Here is a 25,205-nt window from a genome sequence, read left to right on the forward strand (position 1 = left end):
GACAAGGTGGAGGAGGTGAAGCGATGAATCAAACAAGCCAGGCCACGAACGCGGTCTCCGAGGCGCAACGCGGAGTCCGCTACCGCGTGCTGATCGTTGAAGACGATGCCGATATTCGCGAACTGATCCGCTACAACCTCGCCCAGGAGGGTCTCATCGTCGAGGAGGCGGCCGACGGGGCGCAGGCGCTCGAGCGCGTCAAGCGCCGCGTGCCCGATCTGATGGTGCTCGATCTGATGCTGCCGGGGATGCCGGGGCTGCAGGTCTGCCGGCAGATGCGCGCCGAGCGCGAGACCGCGCATCTTCCGATACTCATCGTCACCGCCAAGGGCACCGAGGTGGACAAGGTACTCGGCCTGGAGATGGGCGCCGATGATTACGTGGTCAAGCCGTTCAGCCCGCGCGAGCTGGTAGCGCGCGTGAAGGCGCTCCTGCGGCGAGCCAATCCGCTCTCGGAGCCGGATTCCGGCGGCGGTGCGTATGAGAAGGGGCGGCTGCGAATGGACTTCGGCACCTACCAGGTGTTCGTCGACGGCAAGCGCAGGGAGCTTGCGCTGCGCGAGTTCGAACTACTCAAATTTTTCGTGCAGCATCCGATGCGTGTGTACACGCGCGAACAACTGCTCGACATGGTGTGGGGCCGCGACACGTTCGTCGAACCGCGGACCGTCGACGTGCACGTGCGCCGCCTGCGCCAGCATATCGAGCGCGACGACGCCAATCCGGAATTGATCCTCACGGTGCGAAGCGTCGGTTATCGCTTCAACCCCGAAGCGCTTGGATAGATCACCGACCGCCGGCCTGATCGCAGCGATAGGAATCGGCCTCGCACCGGCAGCTATATTCCTGGTGGTGCTTGCCGCCACCGGAGCGGCGTCGGGTGTGTGGGTCGCCGTCGTAATCGTGCTCGGGCTTGCGCTCGGCGCGATTCCCGCCCGCGCGATCGGACGCACGCTGTCGCGCCGCGCAGAAAGACTGGACGCGGTTGCCGCCGCGCTGCAGGACAGGCGTCCGCCGCCGCATCTGCTGCCCAACGGAAGCGACGCGATGGGCCGTGCGGAGCGCCACTTGCTCGACGCTGCCGACGCGATCGTCGCCGAGGTGGACTCGCTTGCCGAGCAGCGCGACGAGTTCGAGGCGATCCTGCGCAGCATGACCGAGGCAGTGGTCGTGACCGGCGCGCGCGGGGAGGTGGTTCTGCTCAACGGCTCGGCCCGGCGCATCTTTGCTCTGGGAGCCGACACCGACTATCGCGATCGGCCGTTCGTCGAGCTATGCCGCGACCCGCGCCTGCAGGAGTTTGCCGGTCGCTCGATGCGATCGGCGGACAATAGCGTCATGAGCGCGGAGATCATGATCCAGAATCCCGCGCCGCTTTACGTGAGCGCCAGCGCCGCGCAGATTCGCACCTCGCGCGGCGCGGCGTGGGTGTTCGTCTTCCACGACATCACGCAGCTCAAGTCGTACGAGACGCTGCGCGCCGACTTCATTTCGAACCTCACGCACGAGCTGCGCACTCCGCTCAGCGCGCTGTACGGCTACGCCGAAACCCTCGTTCAAGGCGTGGATGATCGTGAAACCGCGGCGCGCTTTCTCGGCATCATCGAGCGGCAGGCGCGCCGGCTGGCGCGTTTGCTCGACGACCTGGTCTCGCTCTCGGATTTGGAGCGCGGGCTGACTCCGCTCAAGATCGAGCAACTCGAGCCGTTGCGCGTGCTGTCCGAGGCGGCGGAGTTGATGCAGGAGCAGGCGGGACGCCGCGGCCTGCACCTGGAAGTGAAATGCCCGCCGGGATTGCCGAAGCTGGCCGGCGATCGCGACCGCTTGCATCAGGTGATGCTCAATCTGATCGACAACGCGATCAAGTACACTCCGCGCGAGGGCCGCGTCACGGTCGAGGCTCGCGCAGCCGCGGGCGCCAACGGAGCAGACGCCAAGCCGGGCGTCGCGCTGGTCGTCGCTGATACCGGCGAGGGAATTCCAGCCGCCGATATCCCGCGCCTGACCGAGCGATTCTATCGCGTCGATCGGGCCCGCTCGCGCGAACTGGGCGGCACCGGCCTGGGCCTGGCGATCGTCAAGCACATCGTCCAGTTGCATCATGGCGCGCTGCGGATCGAGAGCAAGGTGCATGAAGGAACGACGGTATCCGTCTGGATTCCCGCCGCGCAGCAGGGGTGACCCCCGCACCCGGTGTTAAGAGGGACGCAAGCGGCGCTTCGCGCGTGTTCGAGGGGCGCAGATCAGCTTGCTCGCAAGGCTGCGATGTGAAAATTTCTAGGGTTCCGACGCGCCCTTAGCTCAGTGGATTAGAGCGGATGACTACGGATCATCAGGTCGGGGGTTCAAGTCCCTCAGGGCGCACCATCCATCCCTCGAATTGAAAATTGCGCCGCACGGCTTGCGCTCGACTGCCGGGCGCGGCGTGGTGTAACGATCGTGCGGGTCCGCCAAACAGGGATAGGCAAATTGGGACCGAATCGGAGGAGCGCATCCTTATGTCAGCCGCGCGCAATTTCTCAAAACCATACCGCATCGATGACGGCCGCAAGTTTCGCTTGAAGGACTTCGACCCCGCGGACAGCAGCGGTCTGAAATCGAAAAAGCAGGCCGAAAAGGAATTGCCGCGCGGGATCGAGCGGCTGAGCGAATTGCAGGACAAGCTCTACGCGCAGGATCGATGGGCAATTCTGCTGATCCTTCAGGCGATGGACGCCGCCGGCAAGGATGGCGTCATCAAGCACGTGATGTCCGGCATCAATCCGCAGGGATGCCAGGTTTATTCGTTCAAGGAGCCTTCCGCCGAAGAACTCAATCACGACTTCCTCTCGCGGACCTCCAAGTGCGTTCCCGAGCGTGGCCGAATCGGAATCTTCAACCGCTCCTACTACGAAGAGGTTCTCGTCGTCCGCGTGCACAAGGAGATGCTCGAGCGCGAACGGACGCCGCCGGCGCTCGTCACGAAGAACATCTGGAATGAACGCTTCGCTGACATCAACGCATACGAACATTACCTGTGGCGCAATGGCGTCGTCATCCGGAAGTTCTTTCTCAATCTATCGAAGGAGGAGCAGAAGCAGCGCTTCCTGAGCCGTCTCGAAGAGCCCGCCAAGAACTGGAAGTTTTCGGCCTCCGACGTCACGGAAAGAGAACGATGGCACGAGTACATGGCGGCCTACGAGGAAATGATCCAGCACACCGCCACTCCGCACGCGCCCTGGTACGTCGTTCCCGCGGACAAGAAATGGTACACGCGGCTGGTGGTGGCCGACGCGGTCATCAGCGCTCTCGAAGATCTCAATCTCCACTATCCGATGGTCGGCGCCGCCAAACGCAAGGAACTGAAAGCCGCGCGCGTCGCCCTCGAGCATGAAGGCCATCACTGACCCTTGCGCGCATGCCCCGGCGCTGAATCGCCCTCAAATCGTTGAGGCGTTCCGCGCGACGCGCGTCGCCAGGATAAACGCGAACGCGGCAAACGCGATCGCAATCGCCACCGACGATCCCATCGGCATCGTCGCGCCGCTCGAGGCCGGCTCGGCGAGATACAGTGCCCGCCGAAGCGCATCCACAGCGTAGGTCAGGGGATTCAACCGCGTCGTCCACTGAAACCATGCCGGCGCGCCCGCGACCGGAAAAACCGCGCCCGACAGCATCCAGATGGGCAGCAAGAGCATGTTCATGAACGCATGGAAGCCCTGCGTCGATTCGGTTCGCCACGCCATCGTCAGCCCGATGCTGGTCATCGCGAACGCGATAACCGCCATCATCGCGGCCGACACCGCGATCGCTTCGAGGCTCAGCCGGATTCCCGCCAGCGGCGCCATCGCGAGGAAAATAGCTCCCTGCATCAGGGCCAGCGTCGTGCAGCCAAGCGCCTGGCCGAGCACGATCGTCGCGCGTGAGATCGGCGCGACCAGCACGCCCTGCAGAAAACCCTGGCGGCGATCGTCCACGGTCGAGGCGGTCGCGAAGATCGCCGTGAACAGCAGCATCAGCACGATCACGCCGGGATAAAAGTATTGCGCGTAGTCGATGCCGGCCGGCATCCCGCTCGGCTTGAATGACGCTTGCAGGCCGGCGCCGAGCAGCAGCCAGAAGACCAGCGGCGTCGCAATCGCGCTCATCACGCGGATCGGTTGCCGGATGAACCGCACGATCTCGCGCTGCCAGAGCGTTGCGGCCTGAAGAAAAATTTCGCGCATCTCCGTCTATTCCGTCTGGGCCATTTCCGCGAAGAACTGATGCCCGGTGAGGTGCACGAATACGTCCTCGAGAGTCGGCTTGCCGAACGAGACCGACTCGATCTCCTCGCCGAATGCGTCGATCAGGTCGCGAACCAATTCATGCCCGCGGATCCGTTCGATACGGATCGCACCGTCCACGAGCTGGCTCCTGAGCTTGAAGCGCTGGAGGATCTTCCGTTGCAGGAGTTCAGGCGCTTGCGCCCGGATCACGATCACGTCACCGCCGACTTCGGACTTGAGTTCGCCCGGCGGCGCGATTGCGACCAACTTGCCTTCATGCAGGATCCCGATGCGATCGCATCGCTCCGCCTCTTCCATGTAATGCGTCGTCAGCACGACGGTCACGCCCGCGTGCTCGCGCAGATGCTCTAGGTAGTTGGAAAACTCGCGGCGCGCCGCCGGATCCAGCCCCGTGCTGGGCTCGTCGAGCAGCAGCAGCTCCGGCTCGTGGAGAAGAGCCTTGGCGAGCTCGACCCGCCGCTGCAGTCCGCCCGACAACGTCTCTACCCGGTCGCGTTCCCGCGCCGACAGTCTGAGGAGATCGAGCATCGCCGCAATCCGCTCGCGCAGCCGCCTGCCGGTGATTCCATATAGATGACCATGATTGGTGAGATTTTCGCCGACCGTCAGTTTGCCATCGAGACTCGGATGCTGAAACACGACGCCGAGCCGCCGCCGCACCGCGCCGGTTTCGCCCGCCAGGTCGTGACCGAACATTCGCGCACTTCCCGATTGAATCGGCACCAGCGTCGAGAGCAACTTGAACAAGGTGGTTTTGCCGCCGCCGTTGGGTCCCAGAAAGCCAAAGAACTCGCCGAGTGCGATCGAAAAAGTCACATTGCTGAGCGCTTCGCGATCGCCGTAGCGAAAGCCGAGCGCGCGCACGTCAAGCGCGCCGGATTCGCCGCGAATCGCGTCGTCCGCGGTCTGCGATGGATTAGAAATTGTCGAGGCGCTCACGGTTCGCCTAGCCCGCCCGCGGGCTGCGTGCCTTGTTCCGGCAGTCCGATTGCGGCGCGATGCCATCCGTCCTGAAACGCCCTGGAGCGCTCGGCGCCGTTGCCGTGCCCCGACGCGGCGCCGACGAAGTCGTCGCCCGTGAGCTGGTAGTAGCGCGTCACTTCGACCGCATCGAGGCGCCGAATCCCCATGCGCTCGAGCGAGTAACCGGCGAACTGATCCGCCGCGAGTTCCTTGTTCCTCACCGGGACGTTGGCGCTGCCGGGATCGAAGTCGCCGTGCGCGAGATGGCCGATCTCGTGCGCGAAGATCGCGTACAGCATCGGCCGAACGGTGTCCGGGTCGTCGACTCTCATCCACTGTTGAAGCAGGCCGTCGAGGAACTGCTGGTTGTAGAAGATGCATCCGCCGATGCTTGCGTGCGGCGAGCCGGCTTTGAGCGATTCGTAAACCGGGAAATTCGTTCCCCACATATCGTTGAGCTGCGCGACGATCGTCTTGTACGGCTCGCCCGCCGGCCGCGCCGCTTCGCCGCACGCCTTGAACGTGCCAGCCGCCGCTGGGTCAGCGGGCGCCGTGTCCGTGTCGGCCGGCGCGTTTGTGGTATGCCGCTCGACGACGTGCCAGTCGTCATCGGCGCGAATCGAATTCGCGCCGACAACGACGACGCCTGCGAGCATCGCGAATGCCGCCAGCGCCATCGCCCGGTACCGGCGCGCGGGCGCCGCCGCTGTCGTTTCGATTGACTCCCTCAATTGGTTACGGCGCCGCGCGACGACGACGATACCGACTGCGCGTACTTGGCCATCACGCCGCTCTTGTAATGAGGCTCCGGCGCCTTCCAGTTCTTCAGCCGCGTCTTGATTTCCGCATCGGTGAGATCGACGTCGAGTCTCCGCTTGGCGATATCGAACGTGATTACGTCGCCGTCGCGGATCGCCGCGATAGGTCCGCCGACCGCCGCTTCCGGCGCGACGTGTCCCGCCATCAGGCCGTGCGTCGCGCCCGAGAAACGTCCGTCCGTCAGCAGCCCGACCGATTCTCCCAGGCCCTGTCCCGACAGCGCCGCCGTGACGCCCAGCATCTCGGGCATCCCGGGCGCGCCCCTTGGCCCCTCGTAGCGGATCACGACGACGTCGCCGGCTTTAATCTGCTGCTTCGACACCGCCTTGAACGCATCGTCTTCGCAGTCGAACACGCGCGCCGGCCCGCGATGCGTCATGCGCTCATGCCCCGCGACTTTCACCACGCATCCTTCCGGCGCGAGGTTGCCCTTCAGAATCACCAGCCCGCCGGTTTCCTTGATTGGCTTCAAGATTGAATGCACAACTTCCTGCCCCGCCGTCTCGCGCGCCGCGTCGGCTTCGACCCCAATCGTCCGGCCGGTCACGGTGAGTTCGTTTTCGTGGAGCAGCCCGGCTTCCTTCAGACGTTTGGCGATCAGCGGAATCCCGCCCGCCTTGTACATGTCGGTCGCCAGGAAACGGCCGCCCGGCTTCAAGTCGGCGAGGATCGGAGTGCGCGAGCTGATCCGGTCGAAGTCGTCGATGTCGAGCGCGATTCCCGCTTCGTGCGCGATCGCGAGCAGGTGCAGCACCGCGTTGGTCGATCCGCCCGTCATCGCGACCGCCGCGATCGCATTCTCGAGCGCCTTCTTGGTGATTATCTGGCTGGGCCGGATGTTGCGCTTGAGCAAATCGACGACGAGCCGCCCGGCCTGGAAAGCGCTCTCGGGCTTTTTCGGATCGGTCGCAGGAATACTGTTCGAGCCCATCGGCGAGATGCCCAAAAGCTCGGTCGCCGTCGCCATCGTGTTGGCGGTGAACTGGCCGCCGCATGCGCCGACTCCGGGACACGCGACGTCCTCGAGCCGCTTCAAGTCTTCGAGCTTCATCTTGCCCGCCGAATGCGCCCCGACCGCCTCGAACACGTCTTGAATCGAAACATCCTGATCGCCGAAGCGCCCGGGCTGGATCGAGCCGCCGTAAATCATCAGCGAGGGCAGGTCGAGCCGCTGCAACGCCATCACCGTCGCCGGGATAGTCTTGTCGCATCCCGACATCGCCACGACGCCGTCGAACAGATGCCCGCGCACGGTGAGTTCGATCGAGTCGGCGATCACTTCGCGGCTGATGAGCGACGCGCGCATCCCAGCCGTGCCCATCGAGATTCCGTCGCACACGGCGATTGTGTTGAATTCGATCGGCGTCGCACCCGCGGCGCGGATTCCCCGCTTCACGTGCGCGGCGAGATCCCGCAGATGGGCGTTGCACGGCATGATTTCGATCCACGTATGCGCGACCGCGATCAGCGGCTTGCTCAGGTCTTCGTCGGTAAAGCCGACCGCCTTGAGCATCGCGCGCGCTGGCGCGCGCGACGGACCATCGACGAGGACGCTGCTGTTGGATCGTAGAGAATTTTTGTTTTCTGCCATGTGATGTTTCCTGCGGCGATCGGATGCCGCGGCCGAGGGCGATTAATGATTAGTATAACAGCGCGCGCCGCCGCGAAATCCCGCCCCGCAGCGCCGAATGAACGGGAGATTCAACGCGGCCGCTTGTCAGTGTATGTGCCAACCATATACAATGGGTGCGGATGGGATGGGTGGAGAGATTTGCCGAGTGCGAAGGCTTCCAGTGGGACGTCGCGAACGCCGGCAAGGTCCGGGAACGGCATCAGGTTGTGCCGACCGAATGCGAGGAGGTCTTTTTCAATCAGCCCCTGATCGTTGGTGAAGACGAGAAACATTCGGTGGAGGAGGGGCGGCTCTATGCCTTGGGGCAAACCGATGCGGTCAGGCTTCTGTTTGTGGCGTTCACGATACGCGGCCGCCTCATCCGCGTGATTTCGGCTCGCGATATGAGTCGCAAGGAACGAAAGGTCTATCAATCGTCATGAAAAAAGCTGTGCCGAAATTCAGGACCGAAGATGCCGAGCGCGAGTTTTGGGCGTCTCACGACTCGACGGAATATATCGACTGGCGCAAGGCCAGGCGCACAACGCTGCCGAACCTGAAGCCTTCGTCCCAGACCATCTCGATCCGTATCCCGAAGCCGATGCTGGATCGCCTGAAGCTTCTGGCGAACAAGCGCGACGTGCCCTATCAATCACTGCTGAAGATGTTCGTCGCCGAGCGGCTGAAGGCTGAGCTCAAATCCTGACCGTGCCCACGCGAAAACCGCTGTCTGGCATTTCCCGATGGCGCGGCGGCGTGGCCGAGATTCACGAACAGTGGGTTAGCAGGCTGCTGCGCGGCCGGCAAACGGCGGCGGCGCGATGGCGGCGGGCGGGTCGGTTCGGCTATGGTCGATCAGGGTATTCATCGAATCAGCCGAGGTTAGGACCATGAAAGTGACGAGCGGCGACACGACGACTAAACATCCCTGTTCATCATGCGGCGGGTGGCTTGAGCTGTGCGGCCATTGCGCTATCGAAACGTCATCGCCGAAGAGTCGCATTCGACGCGTCACGCATCCCAAGGGCTCGGGCTTGCAGATCAGTGGCGCGAAAAAGCCGACGGTCAGGAGCGGCTCCTAGACCTTCGCACTCGCGGCGATTGGGAGGCTGCGTCATTTGCCTTTTCGAGGCGTGTAAGCCGAGACGTTCAGGCCCGGACCGTCGGGAAGAACCTGCGAGACCGAGGGGAACTCAACTCCGCAAAACGATACAGCCGGGAAAAATCGCGCGCCGCCCGCACCGACTGCGGTTCCACGACGCGAGAGTGCCGATGCGAGATGTACCGCGGTGCTCATGCCAACCGCGCTCTCGATAGAATCTGTGATCACGACTTTGATTCCGGCCGTCCCCGCCAGTCTCGCAATTTCGGCGCATCGAGTCGGGCCTCCGAGCCGCGCTGCTTTCAGGACGAGGTAGTCAACGACATCATGTTCGACAAACGCGCCCAGCGCCGCGGCGCCGCTGATTGATTCATCGAGGGCGAGCGCAACCCCGGTGGCATCGCTGAGCCGCCGCATGTCGCCCGGTTGCGGCGAGCGCAAAGGCTCTTCGAGAAACTCTATGCCGTAGGGCTGGAACGCACGCATCGCAACCTCCGCCTGATCCAGCGTCCATGCGCGGTTCGCATCGAGACGGATTGAAAAATCGTTTCCGATCGCCATTCTTAACGATGCAACCTGCTTCGCGTCTGCCGCGATCGCGCGCGCCCCAACCTTGAGCTTGAAGGACGTGTACCGGCGTCCGACAGCAATGCGCGCTTCCTTGGTCAACTCCTCGGGACTCAGGCCTGCCAGTAGCGCGCAGACCTGCACGGGGCCAATCGATTCGCCGCCCAGCACGGAAGCCATCGGAACTCCGCGCAGACGTGCGCTGAGATCGATAAGAGCAGTGTCGAGCGCGCATGATCCGGCGGGCGTAAGCGGAGAGCCGCCGGAACTATTCTCATCGATCAGGCGGCGCAGCTCGTCGGAATCGCGATGGCGTTCAACACTTTGAACGATCGATTCGAGCGCTCGGCGCGTTTCCGCTATTCGCTCACCGCCGAGCCAATACGCGGGGCTGGCTTCACCCATTCCCCGCGCACCGGAGTCCGATTCCAGCGTCAACACGAACCCCTCGCGCGATTCGATTCGTCCCTGCGCAGTCGAGAGCGGCCGCACGAGGCGCGCGCAAAATGGTGTGATCGATGCGGCTGTGATCTTCAAAGGATGAGCGCCACGGTCAGAAGCAGGCCGTAGGCCAGATGCAGCGCGGCGGTTCGCGCGAGGCTCTGATTCAACTCCGCTCCGGTGCGCCGGCAAATCGCGCGTATTTCCGCAAACGCGAGTGGCGCGGCTGCGATTGGCAACAACAGCATCGCGCCCCCGAGCCAGGCGAGCACTGGCGTCATCAGGAATGCGATCGCAACCAGCCCGCCGTACTCGGCCCGTGCGAAATCTCCTCCGAACCGCACCGCAAGCGTGCGCTTCCCGGCGCTGCCGTCGGTATCGATGTCGCGCAAGTTGTTCACGATCAGAATTGCGGTGACCAGGCACGCAATCGGAATCGAGGCTGCCATCGAAAGCGAAGTCGCAGTGCCGGTCTGAAGAAACACCGTCCCGTTCACCGCCGCGAGACCAAAAAATACGAACACGAACGCATCGCCCAATCCGTTGTATGCAAGCGGCAATGGCCCGGCGGTGTATGCGATCGCTGCCGCCAGCGACGCGATCCCGATGCACAGAATCGGCCATCCACCGACCCAGACGAGGTAGCATCCGACCAGCGCCGCAAGACCGAGCACGCCGAGCGCCGCGTTCCTGACCGTCGAAGGCTCGACCAGGCCTGCCTGCGTGACGCGAAGCGGTCCCAGCCGCGCCGCAGTGTCAGCTCCCGCGACGAAGTCGAAATAATCGTTGGCGAGGTTGGTGCCGATCTGAATCAGCAATGCCGCGAGCAGGGTCATCAACCCGAGCATCGCGCTCACGTGGCCGCTCCGCCGGGCCAAAGCCAGACCCACCATCACGGGCGCCGCGGCAGCGGTCAAGGTCTGCGGTCGCGCCGCGGCAAGCCAAACCGAAAAGCCCGGCCGCTCCGAATTTTCGATCGCTTGACCGCTCACGGCACGCGCTTGAACTTCGAGAAGTCGGGCTTGCGCTTCTGGTTGTAGGCGTTGCGGCCTTCCTGCGCCTCTTCCGTCATGTAGTAGAGCAAGGTGGTATTTCCAGCCAGTTCCTGGATTCCCGCCATCCCGTCCATCTCGGCATTGAACGCCGACTTGAGGCATCGCAGCGCCATCGGGCTTTGCGCGAGAATCTCGCGGCACCACTGGACGGTCGTTTCTTCCAATTCTGCAATTGGCACAACCACGTTGATCAATCCCATATCGAGCGCTTCGGCCGCGCTATAGCGCCGGCACAGGTACCAAATCTCGCGAGCTTTTTTCTGACCGACGAGCCGCGCGAGTTGCGACGCGCCCAGACCGCCGTCGAAACTTCCGACCCTCGGCCCGGTCTGGCCGAAGACCGCGTTGTCGGCTGCAATAGTCAGATCGCATACTACGTGCAGCACATGACCGCCGCCGATCGCGAAACCGGCCACCATCGCGATAACAGGTTTCGGGATGCTGCGAATCAGCTTCTGCAGGTCGAGCACGTTGAGGCGCGGGACGCCGTCGGCGCCGACGTAACCCTGCTCGCCTCGAATGCGCTGATCGCCGCCGCTGCAAAAAGCCTCGGTGCCTTCACCGGTCAGGATGATTACGCCGATCTCGCCGTCTTCGCGCGCGCGCGCGAAGGCATCGAGCAACTCCGTCACCGTCAGTGGACGAAATGCGTTGCGAACCTCGGGGCGGTTGATCGAAATTCGCGCGATTCCTTCGGCCTTCTGAAATTTGATGTCTTTATAATCGTGCACGTCATGCCAATCGATTTGCACTGCGGTTCTCCTTAAAGTGTTGGATTAAGTTTTTACTTTTGCCGTTCGCGGCCAAGAAAATCAGCGACGACGCGGTTGAATTCGCGGGGACGTTCCAGATGCGGTGCGTGACCCGCGCCGTCGATCGCTTCAAAGCGCGCATCGCTGACCAGCGCGGCCATTCGCTCGCCGATAACGGTGAACTTCAAGTCCAGCGCGCCCGCGATCGCGAGCATCGGCATGCGCAGTGCCGGTAATTCGTCGCCGAGCCATGGCTGCGCTCCGGTTCCCATCCCGCGCAGACTTCGCCCAAGCTCCTCGACGCGGCAGCCAAGCCGCTCGAGCCGGATACGATCGATCTTTTCGGCCGGCATCCGCGCCATCGACTCAAACAGCGGGATCGACTCCCATCGTTTGACGAACGCTGCGATTCCGGCGCTCTCGGCGAACGCCGCCAGCTCCGCGTCGGCGTGTCTGCGCGCCGCCCGCTCGCCGGGATCCGCGATGCCCGGAGAAGCGCTCTCCAGCACCAGCCGGTTGATATGAGCGCCATAATTGAGCGCGATAAACAGCGCGAGCCTGCCGCCCATCGAGTAACCGAGCATCGAGAAGCGCGGGACTGCGAGAACCTCCGTGAGCAAGCGAATCACCATCGCCGCCGCGTGCTCGATCGAATAATTTTCAACCTCGATTCCGACTCGGGTGCCTCCGTGTCCCGGCAAATCGATGCTGACGACGCGCCGATCCGGCCGGAGTTTCTCGCGCAGATCGCGCCAACTGTCCTTGCTGCCGGTGAAACCGTGCAGCAGGACGACGGGATCGCGCGCCGCCGTTTCCGACGGCAATGCGGATGGACCTTCGTCGCTGAATTCGACGGTCGCAGCGTCGATCGCAATTCGACGATTCATCGGATGGTTCCCGCATCGGATCCGGCGCGGACCCGGCTGAGCGCCGTCTCGATCAGCCGGCGATGCATCGCCAAGTTGCGGGCGCGATCGCCTCGAATCTCGAGCAAGTGCAAGCCGGGATGATCGAGAGCGTATCCGACCGCCGCGTTGAATTCGCTCCAAGAGCCGGCGCGCGCGTATCGTGCCCGGCCCAGCGCCGAAGCCCGCTCGAAATCAAGTCCGTGCGGCGTAGCGAAGAAGCGCTCGAAGCTGTCGCCGAGCGAGGCCTGGGGCAGAAATGAGAAAATTCCGCCGCCGTCATTGTTAATCACGATCGCGAGCAGATGCACGGGGTAGCGCGCCGCGATTTGGATGGCGCCGATATCGTGGAGAAGGCTCAAGTCCCCCAGCACGAGAATGGTCGCAGCTTTTCTCGCGGCAGCCGCACCCAGCGCCGTTGCGAGCACTCCGTCGATGCCATTGGCGCCGCGATTGCAAAATAGTGCAGTGTCGCGGTCCGACTGTCCGACGAAAGTATCGAAGTCGCGGATCGGCATGCTGTTGCCGGTATGCACGGCGCAACCCCCCGGCGTGAGCCGCATCAGCTCGGCAACGACCTTGCCCTCGAACATCGCAGGCTCATCGGCCAGCATCTCGTCGAGCGCCGCGCGCGCTCGCGCCGATGCGCCAAGCCACGAATCGAGCCACGGCGACGGCTTGCGCGACTCGTCAAGCGACTCGAAAATCGAGTCGCAGAATTCAACTGTCCCGGCCCGCGCTACGTCGGAGGCCTTTTGAAGCGGATCGGGCCAGGTTCCCGGCTCGGCGACCATCAAATGGCATCGGCGCGATCCCGCGGCGAGAAATTGTCCGAGGCTCTTCGAGACCGGAGGATCGCCGAACTGGATCACGGCGTCGGGCTGATTAGCCTCACAAAACGCCGGATCGCGGAGCACGATGTCGTAGGCATCGACTATCCGCGAGCGGTCGTGATGACCGGCACGAAGACCCGACAACGGATCGGCGAGGACCGGCCAGTTGAGCCGCTCGGCCAGGCGCGCAATCGAGCCGGCCGCCTCCGGCGACGGCGCGGCAGGACCGCAGACTATCAGACCTCGATCGCAGCCGCGCAGCTTGTCCGCGAGCGCGCCAATCGATTCGGGCGGGATGGAATGGCGCGCGGGATAAACTCGCGTGTACGGCGGGCGCGATTCATCCGCCGCGAATTCGCTTTCACTTTCGCTTTCACTTTCGCTTTCACCGATGCGCGCAAGCGCCTCGCGTTCCTCGCTCACGTCGATAAGCGGTTCCCGCATCGGGATGTTCAGATGCACCGGTCCGGCCGGCATTTCCGTCGCGGTGGAGAACGCGCGGCAAGCGATAGTCCGGTAGTAGCTGTCGAGATCGAGGCCCGCGACGGGAGTGGCGAGTTCGACGCTCCATCGCGCGTGACTCCCGAACATCCCGACCTGGTCGATAGTCTGCGGGGAGCGGCAATCGCGCGCCTCGGGCGGACGGTCTGCCGTGATGACGATCAGCGGAATCTTGGACAGGGAAGCCTCGACGACCGCGGGCATGTAATTGGCCGCGGCTGTTCCCGAAGTGCATACAAGGATGACGGGGCAGCGGGTCTCACGCGCCATCCCGAGCGCAAAAAATCCGGCGCTGCGTTCGTCGAGGATCACCCATGGGCGAATTGCGGGCGCACGGAGGATGCCGGTGACTAGCGCGGACGAACGGGAGCCCGGTGAAATACAGGCGTGCGCGACGCCGGATCGCGCGAACTCATCCATCATGACGGCGGCTGCGCGGCTATTGGAATTACGCGATGTTTCCAAGGGTGGTGCTCCCAAGCAGCGCAGTCAGCTTGTTTTCGGTTTCCGCAAATTCCGCTTCGGAGTCGGAACCCGCGACGATCCCCGCGCCCCCGAACAGGTACATCCTGTTGCCGTCGATAACGCCTGCGCGCAGCGCGACCGCGAACTCGCCCTGGCCCCTTGAGTCGATCCAACCGATGGCGCCTGTGTACCATCCGCGCTCCGGTTCTTCGCGCTCGATGATTGCGCGGGCCGCTTCGCGCGGCACACCGCATACTGCCGGGGTCGGGTGAAGCAGTCCGGCCAGTTCGATGACGCTGCGATGCTCACGCAAGCGGCCCTCGACCCGCGTGAACAGATGGTGCGCCTCGGGCAAGAGCATCAGATGCGGCCGCGCAGGAACGTTTAACGGTGAAGCCACGGGTTCCAGCGCCGACGCGAGCGCATTGACGACATATTGGTGCTCTTCGAGATTTTTCGCCGAACTGAGCAGCGAATCGCCCAGCGCGCGATCTTCTTCAGCGTTGTCGCCGCGCGGCACGGAACCCGCCAGCGCACCCGATGTAACCGTTTCTCCGTCGAGCTTGACCAACTGTTCAGGCGTGGAACCGACGAACGAGGTAGCGCCGGGGCTGACGAAGAAGTTGACGCATGAGGGGCGCGTGATCCGCGCTGAATCCATGAAACGCGCAGGATCGATCGGCGTAGTGCTTTCGATCGCCAGACGCCGGGACAGCACGACCTTTTTCAGCGCGCCGCAATGGATTTGTGAGCGGACGCGTTCGACGCGCTCGCGCCAATCAATCCGCTCCAGCGGTGTTGTTGTTGATGGCCGGAGTTCCAAAAGTGGCGGCGGATTTGCGGACCGATGGCAACAGTGCGGGGCCGCGAGCGCCCGCGCCAGCATACGATCGACCGAATCCCTCTCGTCCTTGGCCCAGGCCACAGTCAGCGTGCATCGCGCGCCACGGCGGACCCACAAAAGCTTGGGCAGGAAGATCCATGCGGGTGGAAATTCGCGCCATTCGTGCGCCTCGCAGGCGCGATCGGAAAAACCAAAACCTCCGACCATCAAGGGACCGCCGCCCGGATCACCGTTACGACCTGGATTTAACGAGCCGAGAAGCTCGCGGGCGCGCTCCGACACATCCCGGAATCTGCCTGCGCCCGATGCGCGAAACTCCGCAACCGCACCTGCTGCGGCTATCGTCAGTCCGCGGTCGGGCCGTTCCCAATAGAAGAGCGGGGCCGCGCCGGAGCGCCGGATCGCGCGGAGCAAATCGACAGGTTCATCGACCGCAACTGTCTCGGAAAAAATCTCGCCCGGATGATACATCACCACACAATTTCCCGGCGATTAGCGGTGTCCGGTGATGAGCTGCACGGCGCCGCCGAGGAGGCGGCGCTTTTTGAGATCGCGAAACCCCGCATCGGTCAGCATCGCCATCAGGCGCGCCTCGTCGGGCAGGTAACTCACAGACGACGGCAGCCAGGCGTATGCGTCGCGATCGACGAGCCGGCCCACCAGCGGCACGAGCTTGTGAAAGTAGATGCGATGCCCGGTGCGGAGGATGGGCGAGGCGGGCGTGTCCACTTCGAGCAGCGCGATCTTTCCGCCGGTCTTCAGGATGCGGAAACATTCGCGAAACGGGTCTTCCAAATTCGCGAAATTTCGCAGCGAAAAGCCCGACACGACCGCGTCGAAAGATCCGGCGCGCAGCGGGAGGCGGAGTGCGTCGGCGCGGATCAAGGTGGAACACGCGGATCGGCGTTTCACTCGCGCCACGCGCAGCATCTCGCCCGAGAAATCCAGGCCCACGACGCGGACGCCAATCCGTGCGAGATCGGCACAGAAATCCCCGCTGCCACAGGCCAAATCGAGCGCGCGAGAACCCCGCGCCAGCGCCAGCGCCTCGACCGCGTCCCTTCGCCAGCGCCGGTCCATGCCCAGCGTCATGAGGCGATTCATCAAGTCGTAGCGCGGCGCAATCCGGTCGAACATCGCCTTGACAACAGCCGCCTTGGCGCTCGCTTCGGGTGTATTCATCGCTGCGCGAGCCGAAGCCTGACTTCTCCAGCCGTGCGCTGCGCGACCCGAAAAGCCTTCTTGTCGCCGCTTTGCTCGATCCGCGCCAGCGCGCGTCCAACCAACAAGCGATGGAAGTGTTGCGCGACGAGAGAGACTACGATCGGCAGCATCTCGCGAAACGCGTCGGCGACCGCCTCGACGCCGTCACCGTCCCTTCGCCGGCCACGGACATACGCGTTGAAAAGATCGATTGCCTCGTCCACCGTCTGGCCGGTCGCACGATGGTGCTTGACGGCGACCTCCAGCAGGCGCGTGATGGGCAGGCCGTATTCGAGCAAACGCATGACACCGCGCGCGGCCTCGAGGTCAACGTCGGAATAAAGGTTGTCCCCGGTTTCGCCGGCGACTGCCTCGCGCAGTTCGGAGCTGTCCACCAGATCGAGCAGTCCCTTTGGAATCCCGAGCCGATCCGCGAATTGGGCGCTGGTGTAACGCGCCTCGCCGGCCTTCTCCTTGACTGCGGCGACCAGCGCTCGATCGACGACATCCTTTTTCGGGCTGCTGATGAGGGTCTTGACCACCTTGAGCGGAAGTCCGCGGGCGGACATCGAGCGGATCAGCCGCAGCCGCTTGAGGTGTGAATCGTTATAGACCGCGGTGCGGCCGCGATGCAGTGGACCGTCGAGCAGGCCGAGGCTCTGATAGTAGCGGATGGTATCCACCGGCAAGGCGGAAGCGCTTACCAGTTCCGGCAGGCTGTATGACTTCATGAGCATTTACTCTTAGAGTAATTGCTCACGGAGTCAAGAGACAGTTTTGGTCATCCGCCGGCGCTGAAACGCGCGGGCGCCAGAACGGACGCGTCGAATCTGTCGGTCGCGCCGCGAACGATCAGGTCGGCGGCGATTTGGCCAATGGCGGGACTGCTCTCGATTCCGAAGCCAGCCTGACCCGCAAGCCAGAAAAATCCCGACACGCGAGGATCCGCACCAACTACGGGTACCGAGTCGGGTGAAAAGGTGCGAAGCCCAGCCCATTTGCGCTTCAAAGTACGCGGCACAATCGCGGGCGCGAGCGCGCGCAGACGCTCAAGCGCGGAGGCAATAACCTCGTCGTCAGGCTGAGCGTCGCAGGGAGGGACAGGTTCCTGATCCATCGGGCTCAGCATCAACCCGCCCGACTCGGGCGCGAAGTAGAGCTGATCGCTTTCGCTGATGACGAACGGCCATCCGCTCACGTCGAGGCCGGGCGCAGCAGCAAAGGTGACGATGGTGCGGCGCCGGGGTTCGAGCCGTATCGGCATCGCACCCGCGAGGCTCGCGACCGGGCCGGCCCACGCGCCGGCTGCGTTGACAACGCATCGCGCGCGAAGTGTTTCCGCGTCGGTCACGACCGCGCAGCAGCGACCGTTTTCAACCACTATCGCGCGCGCTTCGCTCCCGGTGCGAACGATTGCGCCGCGGCGGCGCGCGTGACGGAGATAGCTGGTCAGAAGTTCGTGTACGTCGATGCGGCCGCAGGCGGTAAGCATCAGCGCGCGCTCCGGTTCGTCGAGGAGGAGGGCGGGCACACGAGCCTTCGCTTCCGCGCAACTTAGCGACTCGAACGCCACGCGGTCGCGCTGCGCCAGTCCGACCACTGCGCGGTCGAACTCGCGCAAGTAGGGGCCTCGAAACAGGATCATCACCGGGGTCGGAATCAGCAGGGGATTGTCGGCGAAGCCGGCCGGAGGATTTCGCAGGAATTCGCCGCCCATTGCTTTGAGGCGCTGCACCGCGGGGATCGGATCAAACTCGACGAGGCTTGCGGCGCTGCGGCCGGTGGAGTGATAGCCGTGCTGGCTCTCTCGCTCCAGGAGCGCAAGGTTGGTCACTCCGCGCTCGGTCAGAAAGTAGGCGAGCGAGGCGCCAGCGATGCCCCCTCCGATGATGACCACGTCAAATTCGCTGGTGTTTGGCATTGATACGCTTACAGCCTGCCGAAAATCTCATTCAGGATGACGCTTTCGGCAGGCACAACAAGGCGCCAGATGGAGGCTAGGTTGACGCATGGCAGCTTCAAGTGCGGTTTGGGAATTGAAACTCTTAGTCGAGCTTTCTGTGGATGGGATAGAACTTTTCGATCATTCTCCCTGCCATCAGGCCGCCCTCGTATTCCGGTATGATCACCTCATCAGCGCCGGAGGTCCGTATCGCCTCTGCGTAACGCTGCTGGCCGGCCCGGGTGATGATCTTTACGTTCGGATTGAGCGACCTAGCCGTGACAGTAATGTACAGGTTGTCAGCGTCGTTATCTATGACGATGCAGATACCGCGAGCGCGGGCGATGCCCGCCATTTTCAAGACATCGTGCCGCTTGGCATCGCCTAGCAAGACAAACAGTCCTTCCTTTAGGAGCTCTCGACAGATTCCTTCGTTTGTCTCAATAATTACGAAGGGAATGTTAAGTCGAGTGAGCTGATCGACGACGGTCCGGCCGACCTGGCCATATCCACATACGATGAAGTGATCTCGGAGTCCTGCGATGCTGGCTTCGTTGATCATTAATTTCCAGCCCTCCCTTCCTTGTTGGCTAAAAATCGTCACAAGAACCCGCTCGGCAATCCAGATCTGAAAAGCAAACACGCCGATGTACACGAACAAGGAGAAAAACTTGGTCGCGTTTTGTACCGTGCGGTAATCTATTGAGTAAGGGTGGATGATCCAGAAAAGCGCATCCTGCCAAGCCAGCCCCTCGAGTTCCCCATAAACCAAGACGCACAACGCGGCAAAGATCGCAAGCAGCGCGAGCGGTAGCGACAGCCGCCGGAGAAAGAGAATGCAGATACGGGTGAACTGCCTTCGAATAGGGCCTCCTACTCATCGAGAAGGGCGAGCGGGCGATACGCCGTCAACGCGCCGTCTTCAGGTACTCGAGGATTGCAGCCGCGTCCTCTGGCGGCAGGTTCTCCACCGTGCGCATATGCATGATGATTTGATCCCACTGGTAAGGAGCGAACTCGGCGGGATTTCGAGCGTTGTGACAGTGGTTGCAATAAATTGGCCACAACGCCTGTCCCTCATGGAATAACTCAAGATGCCGCTTTTGCTGTTCCGGAGTCGGGCCCATGAGGTTGGCAGCGTGCGCACTCATGGCAGCGCCCAGCATCACGACTGAAATTATTGCGACTCTAGCAACAAGTGATTTCATTGTCGTCGCCCCTTGTAGGTCAGAACCCAACAGTGAGTTGGGTCATCGCCGCGACATCGTTCGTCGTACCGCCGATGCTGCTCGCAGTCGGAAGGGTGGACGTGCCTGCGAAGTTGTAGAGCGTCCCGCCTCTGCTCGGAAGCTCCAAGTCAACCTCGGTCTGCCAGACAATCGAGGGCGCAAGCCAGTAGTCAAGCCCCAGTGCGACTTCGCGCGCATGCGGGCTGAAGACTGACGGCGATCCGTTGAAGCCCTGGACCGGCACATTCGTGATGTCGTTGGCGAGGATGCCGCGCTGATTCACGCCCGAGTAGCGCACCAGGAATTCAATCTTATTGAACCTCGGCTCCAGCCAGTCACCCAGATAAGGATGAGGGATTCCATAAAGAAAATAACCCGCCATCGCATACCACCCCTGGCGGTTCTCATGTCCGCAGCAGCCAGGATACGCAGCCGCACCTGTGAGAGACTGCATTTGACGGTAGGTCTGCCCCCACTCGCCTCGAGTGCGGAAAGGTCCGAGGCGATAGGCGTAGCCCACTCCCCAGGAATTGTACCAGAGCGAGTCCAGCCACTTGCCGTTGTAGGTTGTCGCCATCAGTTCAAGCCGTCCAAGATCCTCACTGATCGGCACTGGGAACAGCCTGAAGCGTGCGCCAAAACCCTTACCGTTGGTGGCTATGTTAGTTCCGGTGAGCGGGTTCAGGCGTTCGCCGATTACCGGCGCGGGGATCGCATTCACACCGGGCGACGATTCGAAACTCGGCCCCGAGTCAGCCCAGACCGTATAGTCAACGTCCTGCCCGAGGCCACCCCACTGAATCCCACCGCGAGCCTGCAATCCCAGCGAGGCCGGCGGCAGGATGGCTTCAGCACCGTACATCAGCGGCGCCGTTACGAAGGGATTAACCCAGGGCGGGCCCTGGTTCTCGTAAAAGTCGCCGAAAGGCATGTCGAATAGTCCAGCGACCAGCTCCAGCGGAGCTTCCTGTCCAAGCGGAAAGATCTGCAGGTTGGCAAGGGTCGGACCAACAGTGGAAATTCCGCCAGGGCTGGCTACTGCGCCGATAGCACCGTAAAACTGGATCCAGTCGGCAAGCCGAATCATCGGGTTGATTTCGAATTCCAGTACCGGGTCGTTCACGCCCCCCTTATGATCGTAGTAGTACCCGACGGAGGCGTCTCCGACCATCGTGAAGGTATGCTGGCCGAGAAAGGAATTTATGCGATCGCCAAAATTGAAGGGCCCAAGCTCGGAAGATACGGTTTTCTGAATCTGGCCGACCTGTTTCTCAGTTTGAACGTTGCTAGTCTGCAGAGTGGTCTGGGCTTGCTGGAGCTGCAGGTTCGCGCTGTTGATGGCGCTGACCTCCTTTTCCAGTGCCTCAATACGCTTGCGCTCCGCTGCCTCCTCTTCCTCATGCCTGCGCTCCACCTCCCTCATATGCTGGCGCTCCGCCTGGAGTTCGCGGAGCAGCCGATCGTAGGAGCCAGGCTTTGCCTCGGCGGGATCGCCCGACGAGCCTGGCTTCGAGACAGACGATTCATCCGCGCGCGTGCTTCCTGGCGTCAGCACGGTCAATGCGATTGAAGCGAAGGTTCCCGCGATCAGTAGTTGATGTGCGCGTCGCATTTTGTCTCCTCCCTCAGAAAGCGTCGCAGACGGTAAGCAGCCAACCAGGGGCTGCCTCTCTACAGCGAACTCGCCGACGAGCGAATGCAGGCTATTTCTCGACGTCGATTTCGCCCTTCATTCCTTCCTTTACGTGGGTCGTGCAGAAGTACTTGTAAACCCCGGGGACCTTGAACGTGTAGCTGAAGTCCTCCCCCGAGTTCAGATAACCAGAGTCCCATGTCTCCGCTCCGGCCGGCACCGATGCCCAGCTTTTGTCAGGCGCCTGGGACGGATCGGAGGTTGCAGTATGGATGGTGTCGCCCTTGTTCACCCACTTTATTGTATCGCCGACTTTGACCTTCACCGGGTCGGGAACGAATTTCGCCGGTGTGTCGAACATCTTTACCTCCACGGTTTGCGCCGCGAACGCCGGCATCGTGACACCCAGCGTCAACGCACCGATGACGAGCAAACCCCCGCCGAGCAGCTTCATCTTTTTCATAATCCTTACATTTCCCTCCAGCGCATCCGGTCACTATTTGTGTTATCGCTCTTTGTCACTCGAAAGGCGCATTTGGACTCTTATTCGAGCGCGTCGCTTGCAAATGCGTGCTCGTATCTCCTTGTTCCAATTTTTCGGAATAGACGCGGAACGCGTATAGAGTTATTCCACCGATCACTCCCCAAGCGAGAGCTATCATGAAAAAGGCGCTCACCAGATAAGCGTGCAAGACTCCCGGCGACGACGACGCAAAGCATAGCGGGCACGCATAGGCTGCAGGCGCGCAGACGAGGACCGCCGAAATCGCGAAGGCGGCGAATTTAACTGAAGTAAACCAGCGCATAAATTATGGGCCACAGAATTACTACGAATGACCAATACACTGAACACGCAACGACGCCGCGGAAGTCCACTTCGTATCGCCCTCGCCAGACCCGAGTAGCCACGAACAACAGAACAGCGACCGCCACGGCGAGATGAAGCGCGTGGGCGCCAACGATCAGATAGAACATTGCGCCGTACAGACTCGATGTCATAGTCAGCCCGAAGCGAATGAGGCCTGCCCACTCGCTCCCCTGGATGGCAAGGAATAAAGCGCCGAGCACAATTGTTGCTCCCATCCAGCGCATGGCACCTGTCTTGTCGTGCTGACGCAGTGAGCGCACCACTGTCCACATCGTAAACCCGCTCAACACGAGAAGGCCGGTGTTGAGTCCCGTGATCGCGACCGGAAGCCGGGGCTGGTTCGCAGGGGGCCAAAATGGCGCCGACGCGCTCGAGACGAGAAATGCGCTGATCAGGCCCGCGAAGAGCATCACCTCGGAGCCTATGAATATCAACACGCCGAGCGTCGGATCGGCGGCCTTTGGCGTCGCGGCCGGAGCTGAACCGCCGCCGCCTAATGCGGTGGCGCGCTTAAGACCAGAAACCGGACGAAGCGGAGTTACCGCAGCCAAACTCTGACTCCTTATCCTATCGATGCATCGCGATGTCGGGTATAAGCACGAACGCGAGCACAATCACCGTCACCACCGGAAGCAGCGCCAAGGTGTAGATCAGCACGTCTTCCGATCGCAGGCGCATGTAGTAGCGTCCAATGACGTAGGCCTGTGCGGCAGCCGCGGCAAATATGACCCACAGCGCCAGGCTTCGCGGCAGGCCCAGCGCCACCGCCAAGGCGCCAACCAGCAACAGGACAACCAGCAGTCCCCAAGTCTTCAGCGAGTCCGAAGCACGGAATTCGGTTTGTTCCATCGTCGTCACCTATCCGGCGGTGGGCGCCAGATACACCAAAGCAAAAAGGAAAACCCAAACCACCTCGACGAAATACCAATACAGGCAAACGTATTTGAGCTTGCGCTCCAACCAACCGGCCGGAGTGCGGGGGGTCACCATGAACATCAATCCGAAGATGACCACAATCCCGGCGAGCAGATGAAGCACGTGCAGCCCAGTCATCACATAGTAGAAGCTCCAGAAAAGAGCGGCGAGGGGAGTGAAACCGTCGCGAAAATCGCCGGCGTATTCGAAGGCCTTGATTACGAGAAAGAGCACACCGAGAAGCGCAGTGGCGCTCAAGTAGCGCTTCGCGCGAGGCGAATCCTGGACGCGGGCGGCGCCCTGCGCGAGCGCAGCCGTCAGGCTGCTCGTGAACAGAATGAACGTGTTGATTGCCCCGAGGCGCCAGTTGACGTGCGCGCCATCAGATCCCCATCCGCCATGGGAGATCCCCTCCAGAATAAAGACGCCCATGAGCCCGCCGAAGACCATTGTTTCGCCGGCCAAGAACACCCACATTCCAAGCTTGCCGAGCTCAAAACTGGTCGGCACCTCGTGCGGAGCATGTGCGATCCCGATTTCGACTGCCGAGTTCGCCATAAGCTTTCGCTCAACCCTGGGCGGCGCCAGCGTCCACCGCTGCCGCTTGCGGCGCCCAATCCTGTTCCATTCCCGGGACGCTGTACTCGTATGGCCCGCGCACGACCGTCGGTATGGTGTGGAAGTTCTCGTGCGGCGGCGGCGAATCGGTGGCCCATTCAAGCGTGTTGGCATGCCACGGATTGGCAGGAGCCTTCGCGCCGCGGAACATGCTCAGGAAAAAGTTCAGCAGGAACGGGATCTGCCCGACGATTATGACAAGCAGGCCGATGGTCGCAATTACGTGCAGCGGCTGGAGCGGTTTGTAGAAGGTGTAAACGGACGACATATAGATTCGGCGCTGTCCGCCGCCCAAGCCGATCAGGAAGAGCGGAACAAATACCATGTTGAAGCCGACCCAAGTGAAGACGAAGTGCAGCTTACCCAAGGTCTCATTCATCATTCGGCCGAACATCTTCGGGAACCAATAGTAGATTCCGCCAAATCCCGCTATGACGGCCGTCGGCACGAGGGTGTTGTGGAAATGCGCGATCACAAAATAGGTGTCATGCAGGTAGATATCGGAGGCATTCGTCCCCAGCGGAATGCCGGTTACGCCGCCGAGCAGGAAATTTGCCAGCGCGCCCAGCGCGAACAGCATCGGCGTTGAGAACGTGATCTGGCCGCGCCAGAGCGTCGCGATCATGGCAAACAGCATCACCGCGAATGGAATGGAGATCGCAATCGTGGTCGCGCTGAACGGCTCCGCCAACACCGGATTCATCCCGCTTACGAACATATGGTGAGCCCAAACCGTAAAGCTGAGGATGCCGGCCACAATCACGGCCCATACGATCATGCGATAACCGAAAATTGACTTGCGGGCGAATACCGGAAGAATCTCCTGCACAATTCCGAGGCCAGGCATCGCCACTACGTACACTTCCGGATGGCCGAAGAACCAGAACAGGTGCTGCCAAAGCAGAGGGTCGGCGCCCTTTTCCGGCAGGAAGAAGCCCGTACCCACCATCCGATCGAACAGCAGCATCACCACGCCGGCGATGAGCGGTCCGACGCTCAGCATGAACAACACGCTCGCCACCAGTTCCTGCCAAACGAACAGCGGCATTCGCCAGATGGTCATCCCCGGCGCGCGCATCGCGATCGCCGTGGTGAGGAAATTGATGCCGCCCATCAGCACCGAAGCGAAGTCGATTGCCAAGGCGATCAGCCAAAGGTTTCCGCCCCAGTAATTTCCTGGCAGGTACTTCGACGCATCGGACAATGGAACGTAGTTCGTCCAGCCCGCGTGCGACGCGCCGCCGGGCACGAAAAACGAAATAAGCAGGAGGACCGAGCCCACGAGAATGGTCCAGAACGAGGCCATGTTGAGCCGCGGAAAGGCCATGTCGCGCGCCCCGACCATCAGCGGGATAAGGAAATTGCCGAACGCGCCGAGCAGGACCGGCATCGCCACGAAGAAGACCATAATGGTTCCGTGCATCGTGACGAGTTCGTAATACTGTGGCGCCGTCACCTTTCCCCAAATGGGCACCGCAGTGCCGGGCCAGGCAAGCTGCCAGCGAAAGACGTACGACAAGAACACGCCCACATACCCCATGAACAAGCCCAGGAACAGGTACTGCTTGCCGATGACCTTGTGGTCGACAGAAAATATGTATTGGCGCCAAAAGCCCATCTTCTCGTGAGCATCGGTGGACGGCGCCGACTGGGGCTTGGTCTCGGCCATG

The 25,205-nt window shown here is 62.2% G+C and carries 26 protein-coding genes and 1 tRNA gene; 6 read left to right on the forward strand and 21 right to left on the reverse strand.

The window, feature by feature from the left end; all coding sequences use genetic code 11:
* The first annotated feature begins 23 nt into the window (after window positions 1-23).
* From ABR989_RS06495 to ABR989_RS06510, 4 genes are all read left to right on the forward strand, one after another.
* On the forward strand, window positions 24-785 hold the full coding sequence (locus ABR989_RS06495) for a response regulator (protein WP_428126736.1): 762 nt from the start codon (window positions 24-26) through the stop codon (window positions 783-785).
* Window positions 778-2,181 (forward strand): ATP-binding protein, encoded by a 1,404-nt coding sequence (locus ABR989_RS06500; RefSeq protein WP_428126738.1) that lies wholly within the window; start codon window positions 778-780, stop codon window positions 2,179-2,181. Before ABR989_RS06495 ends, ABR989_RS06500 begins: the two co-directional genes overlap by 8 nt.
* 109 nt (window positions 2,182-2,290) lie before the next feature.
* Window positions 2,291-2,367: transfer RNA gene (locus ABR989_RS06505), tRNA-Arg, on the forward strand.
* Between the two features lie 131 nt (window positions 2,368-2,498).
* Window positions 2,499-3,386: a polyphosphate kinase 2 family protein gene (locus tag ABR989_RS06510; protein ID WP_428126740.1), complete on the forward strand. Its 888-nt coding sequence runs from the start codon at window positions 2,499-2,501 to the stop codon at window positions 3,384-3,386.
* A 33-nt stretch (window positions 3,387-3,419) separates the two neighbouring features.
* On the opposite strand, the gene ABR989_RS06515 is transcribed toward ABR989_RS06510, so the two are convergent.
* Genes ABR989_RS06515 through ilvD form a run of 4 tightly spaced genes read right to left on the reverse strand, consistent with a single transcriptional unit; the run spans window position 3,420 to window position 7,641 of the window.
* Entirely contained in the window at window positions 3,420-4,205 is a 786-nt protein-coding gene (locus ABR989_RS06515) for an ABC transporter permease (RefSeq protein WP_428126742.1), read from the reverse strand.
* Between the two features lie 6 nt (window positions 4,206-4,211).
* On the reverse strand, window positions 4,212-5,207 hold the full coding sequence (locus ABR989_RS06520; protein ID WP_428126743.1) for an ABC transporter ATP-binding protein: 996 nt from the start codon (window positions 5,205-5,207) through the stop codon (window positions 4,212-4,214).
* A complete protein-coding gene (locus tag ABR989_RS06525) occupies window positions 5,204-5,962 on the reverse strand; it encodes a M48 family metalloprotease (RefSeq protein ID WP_428126745.1) in 759 nt (252 codons plus the stop codon). The genes ABR989_RS06520 and ABR989_RS06525 overlap by 4 nt, the downstream gene beginning before the upstream one ends.
* The gene (ilvD, locus tag ABR989_RS06530) at window positions 5,959-7,641 is read right to left on the reverse strand and encodes a dihydroxy-acid dehydratase (RefSeq protein WP_428126747.1); all 1,683 of its coding nucleotides are present in this window, start codon (window positions 7,639-7,641) and stop codon (window positions 5,959-5,961) included. Before ilvD ends, ABR989_RS06525 begins: the two co-directional genes overlap by 4 nt.
* Before the next feature lie 161 nt (window positions 7,642-7,802).
* On the opposite strand from ilvD, the gene ABR989_RS06535 reads away from it, so the two are divergent.
* Together ABR989_RS06535 and ABR989_RS06540 are read left to right on the forward strand one after the other, a co-directional pair.
* Window positions 7,803-8,105: a BrnT family toxin gene (locus tag ABR989_RS06535; RefSeq protein WP_428126749.1), complete on the forward strand. Its 303-nt coding sequence runs from the start codon at window positions 7,803-7,805 to the stop codon at window positions 8,103-8,105.
* Window positions 8,102-8,368 carry a BrnA antitoxin family protein gene (locus tag ABR989_RS06540; protein WP_428126751.1) on the forward strand — a complete coding sequence of 89 codons (267 nt, stop codon included), beginning with the start codon at window positions 8,102-8,104 and terminating at the stop codon, window positions 8,366-8,368. The genes ABR989_RS06535 and ABR989_RS06540 overlap by 4 nt, the downstream gene beginning before the upstream one ends.
* Window positions 8,369-8,776: 408 nt before the next feature.
* Here the strand turns inward: ABR989_RS06540 and menC are convergent, their stop codons facing one another.
* From menC to ABR989_RS06625, 17 genes are all read right to left on the reverse strand, one after another.
* Window positions 8,777-9,868 carry an o-succinylbenzoate synthase gene (menC, locus tag ABR989_RS06545; RefSeq protein WP_428126753.1) on the reverse strand — a complete coding sequence of 364 codons (1,092 nt, stop codon included), beginning with the start codon at window positions 9,866-9,868 and terminating at the stop codon, window positions 8,777-8,779.
* Window positions 9,865-10,764 carry a 1,4-dihydroxy-2-naphthoate polyprenyltransferase gene (locus ABR989_RS06550; protein WP_428126755.1) on the reverse strand — a complete coding sequence of 300 codons (900 nt, stop codon included), beginning with the start codon at window positions 10,762-10,764 and terminating at the stop codon, window positions 9,865-9,867. The genes menC and ABR989_RS06550 overlap by 4 nt, the downstream gene beginning before the upstream one ends.
* Window positions 10,761-11,579, reverse strand: a complete 819-nt coding sequence (gene menB, locus ABR989_RS06555) for a 1,4-dihydroxy-2-naphthoyl-CoA synthase (RefSeq protein WP_428126758.1) — start codon at window positions 11,577-11,579, stop codon at window positions 10,761-10,763. Before menB ends, ABR989_RS06550 begins: the two co-directional genes overlap by 4 nt.
* Window positions 11,580-11,611: 32 nt before the next feature.
* A complete protein-coding gene (gene menH / locus ABR989_RS06560) occupies window positions 11,612-12,466 on the reverse strand; it encodes a 2-succinyl-6-hydroxy-2,4-cyclohexadiene-1-carboxylate synthase (protein ID WP_428126760.1) in 855 nt (284 codons plus the stop codon).
* Window positions 12,463-14,283 (reverse strand): 2-succinyl-5-enolpyruvyl-6-hydroxy-3-cyclohexene-1-carboxylic-acid synthase, encoded by a 1,821-nt coding sequence (gene menD, locus ABR989_RS06565; protein ID WP_428126762.1) that lies wholly within the window; start codon window positions 14,281-14,283, stop codon window positions 12,463-12,465. The genes menH and menD overlap by 4 nt, the downstream gene beginning before the upstream one ends.
* The gene (locus tag ABR989_RS06570; protein ID WP_428126814.1) at window positions 14,267-15,598 is read right to left on the reverse strand and encodes an isochorismate synthase; all 1,332 of its coding nucleotides are present in this window, start codon (window positions 15,596-15,598) and stop codon (window positions 14,267-14,269) included. Before ABR989_RS06570 ends, menD begins: the two co-directional genes overlap by 17 nt.
* Window positions 15,599-15,619: 21 nt before the next feature.
* Window positions 15,620-16,309, reverse strand: coding sequence for a ubiquinone/menaquinone biosynthesis methyltransferase (locus tag ABR989_RS06575; protein ID WP_428126764.1), 690 nt, complete (start codon window positions 16,307-16,309; stop codon window positions 15,620-15,622).
* Window positions 16,306-17,061, reverse strand: coding sequence for a MerR family transcriptional regulator (locus tag ABR989_RS06580; RefSeq protein ID WP_428126767.1), 756 nt, complete (start codon window positions 17,059-17,061; stop codon window positions 16,306-16,308). The genes ABR989_RS06575 and ABR989_RS06580 overlap by 4 nt, the downstream gene beginning before the upstream one ends.
* A 50-nt stretch (window positions 17,062-17,111) precedes the next feature.
* A complete protein-coding gene (locus ABR989_RS06585; protein WP_428126769.1) occupies window positions 17,112-18,251 on the reverse strand; it encodes an NAD(P)/FAD-dependent oxidoreductase in 1,140 nt (379 codons plus the stop codon).
* A 124-nt stretch (window positions 18,252-18,375) separates the two neighbouring features.
* Window positions 18,376-19,044 (reverse strand): NAD-binding protein, encoded by a 669-nt coding sequence (locus ABR989_RS06590; RefSeq protein ID WP_428126771.1) that lies wholly within the window; start codon window positions 19,042-19,044, stop codon window positions 18,376-18,378.
* A gap of 136 nt (window positions 19,045-19,180) precedes the next feature.
* On the reverse strand, window positions 19,181-19,480 hold the full coding sequence (locus ABR989_RS06595) for a hypothetical protein (protein ID WP_428126774.1): 300 nt from the start codon (window positions 19,478-19,480) through the stop codon (window positions 19,181-19,183).
* Between the two features lie 19 nt (window positions 19,481-19,499).
* Window positions 19,500-21,113, reverse strand: a complete 1,614-nt coding sequence (locus ABR989_RS06600; protein WP_428126776.1) for a hypothetical protein — start codon at window positions 21,111-21,113, stop codon at window positions 19,500-19,502.
* A 91-nt stretch (window positions 21,114-21,204) separates the two neighbouring features.
* Window positions 21,205-21,597 (reverse strand): cupredoxin domain-containing protein, encoded by a 393-nt coding sequence (locus ABR989_RS06605; protein ID WP_428126777.1) that lies wholly within the window; start codon window positions 21,595-21,597, stop codon window positions 21,205-21,207.
* A gap of 320 nt (window positions 21,598-21,917) precedes the next feature.
* A complete protein-coding gene (locus ABR989_RS06610; protein ID WP_428126778.1) occupies window positions 21,918-22,553 on the reverse strand; it encodes a cytochrome c oxidase subunit 3 in 636 nt (211 codons plus the stop codon).
* 16 nt (window positions 22,554-22,569) lie between these two features.
* Window positions 22,570-22,851 carry a cytochrome C oxidase subunit IV family protein gene (locus ABR989_RS06615; RefSeq protein ID WP_428126780.1) on the reverse strand — a complete coding sequence of 94 codons (282 nt, stop codon included), beginning with the start codon at window positions 22,849-22,851 and terminating at the stop codon, window positions 22,570-22,572.
* A gap of 9 nt (window positions 22,852-22,860) precedes the next feature.
* Window positions 22,861-23,475 carry a cytochrome c oxidase subunit 3 gene (locus ABR989_RS06620; protein WP_428126782.1) on the reverse strand — a complete coding sequence of 205 codons (615 nt, stop codon included), beginning with the start codon at window positions 23,473-23,475 and terminating at the stop codon, window positions 22,861-22,863.
* Between the two features lie 10 nt (window positions 23,476-23,485).
* Window positions 23,486-25,204 carry a cytochrome c oxidase subunit I gene (locus ABR989_RS06625; RefSeq protein ID WP_428126784.1) on the reverse strand — a complete coding sequence of 573 codons (1,719 nt, stop codon included), beginning with the start codon at window positions 25,202-25,204 and terminating at the stop codon, window positions 23,486-23,488.
* Between the last annotated feature and the right edge of the window lies 1 nt (window position 25,205).

It is taken from the genome of Binatus soli (SeqCode) (assembly GCF_050015535.1).
GTDB classification, from domain to species: domain Bacteria; phylum Desulfobacterota; class Binatia; order Binatales; family Binataceae; genus Binatus; species Binatus soli.

Coding starts and splice junctions, on each gene's coding strand:
- ABR989_RS06495 (WP_428126736.1), top strand. CDS start 24: ATGAATCAAACAAGCCAGGCCACGAACGCGGTCTCCGAGGCGCAACGC.
- ABR989_RS06510 (WP_428126740.1), top strand. CDS start 2,499: ATGTCAGCCGCGCGCAATTTCTCAAAACCATACCGCATCGATGACGGC.
- ABR989_RS06515 (WP_428126742.1), bottom strand. CDS start 4,205: ATGCGCGAAATTTTTCTTCAGGCCGCAACGCTCTGGCAGCGCGAGATC.
- ilvD (WP_428126747.1), bottom strand. CDS start 7,641: ATGGCAGAAAACAAAAATTCTCTACGATCCAACAGCAGCGTCCTCGTC.
- ABR989_RS06535 (WP_428126749.1), top strand. CDS start 7,803: ATGGGATGGGTGGAGAGATTTGCCGAGTGCGAAGGCTTCCAGTGGGAC.
- ABR989_RS06540 (WP_428126751.1), top strand. CDS start 8,102: ATGAAAAAAGCTGTGCCGAAATTCAGGACCGAAGATGCCGAGCGCGAG.
- menH (WP_428126760.1), bottom strand. CDS start 12,466: ATGAATCGTCGAATTGCGATCGACGCTGCGACCGTCGAATTCAGCGAC.
- ABR989_RS06570 (WP_428126814.1), bottom strand. CDS start 15,598: ATGTATCATCCGGGCGAGATTTTTTCCGAGACAGTTGCGGTCGATGAA.
- ABR989_RS06575 (WP_428126764.1), bottom strand. CDS start 16,309: ATGAATACACCCGAAGCGAGCGCCAAGGCGGCTGTTGTCAAGGCGATG.
- ABR989_RS06580 (WP_428126767.1), bottom strand. CDS start 17,061: ATGAAGTCATACAGCCTGCCGGAACTGGTAAGCGCTTCCGCCTTGCCG.
- ABR989_RS06585 (WP_428126769.1), bottom strand. CDS start 18,251: ATGCCAAACACCAGCGAATTTGACGTGGTCATCATCGGAGGGGGCATC.
- ABR989_RS06595 (WP_428126774.1), bottom strand. CDS start 19,480: ATGAAATCACTTGTTGCTAGAGTCGCAATAATTTCAGTCGTGATGCTG.
- ABR989_RS06600 (WP_428126776.1), bottom strand. CDS start 21,113: ATGCGACGCGCACATCAACTACTGATCGCGGGAACCTTCGCTTCAATC.
- ABR989_RS06605 (WP_428126777.1), bottom strand. CDS start 21,597: ATGAAAAAGATGAAGCTGCTCGGCGGGGGTTTGCTCGTCATCGGTGCG.
- ABR989_RS06615 (WP_428126780.1), bottom strand. CDS start 22,851: ATGGAACAAACCGAATTCCGTGCTTCGGACTCGCTGAAGACTTGGGGA.
- ABR989_RS06620 (WP_428126782.1), bottom strand. CDS start 23,475: ATGGCGAACTCGGCAGTCGAAATCGGGATCGCACATGCTCCGCACGAG.
- ABR989_RS06625 (WP_428126784.1), bottom strand. CDS start 25,204: ATGGCCGAGACCAAGCCCCAGTCGGCGCCGTCCACCGATGCTCACGAG.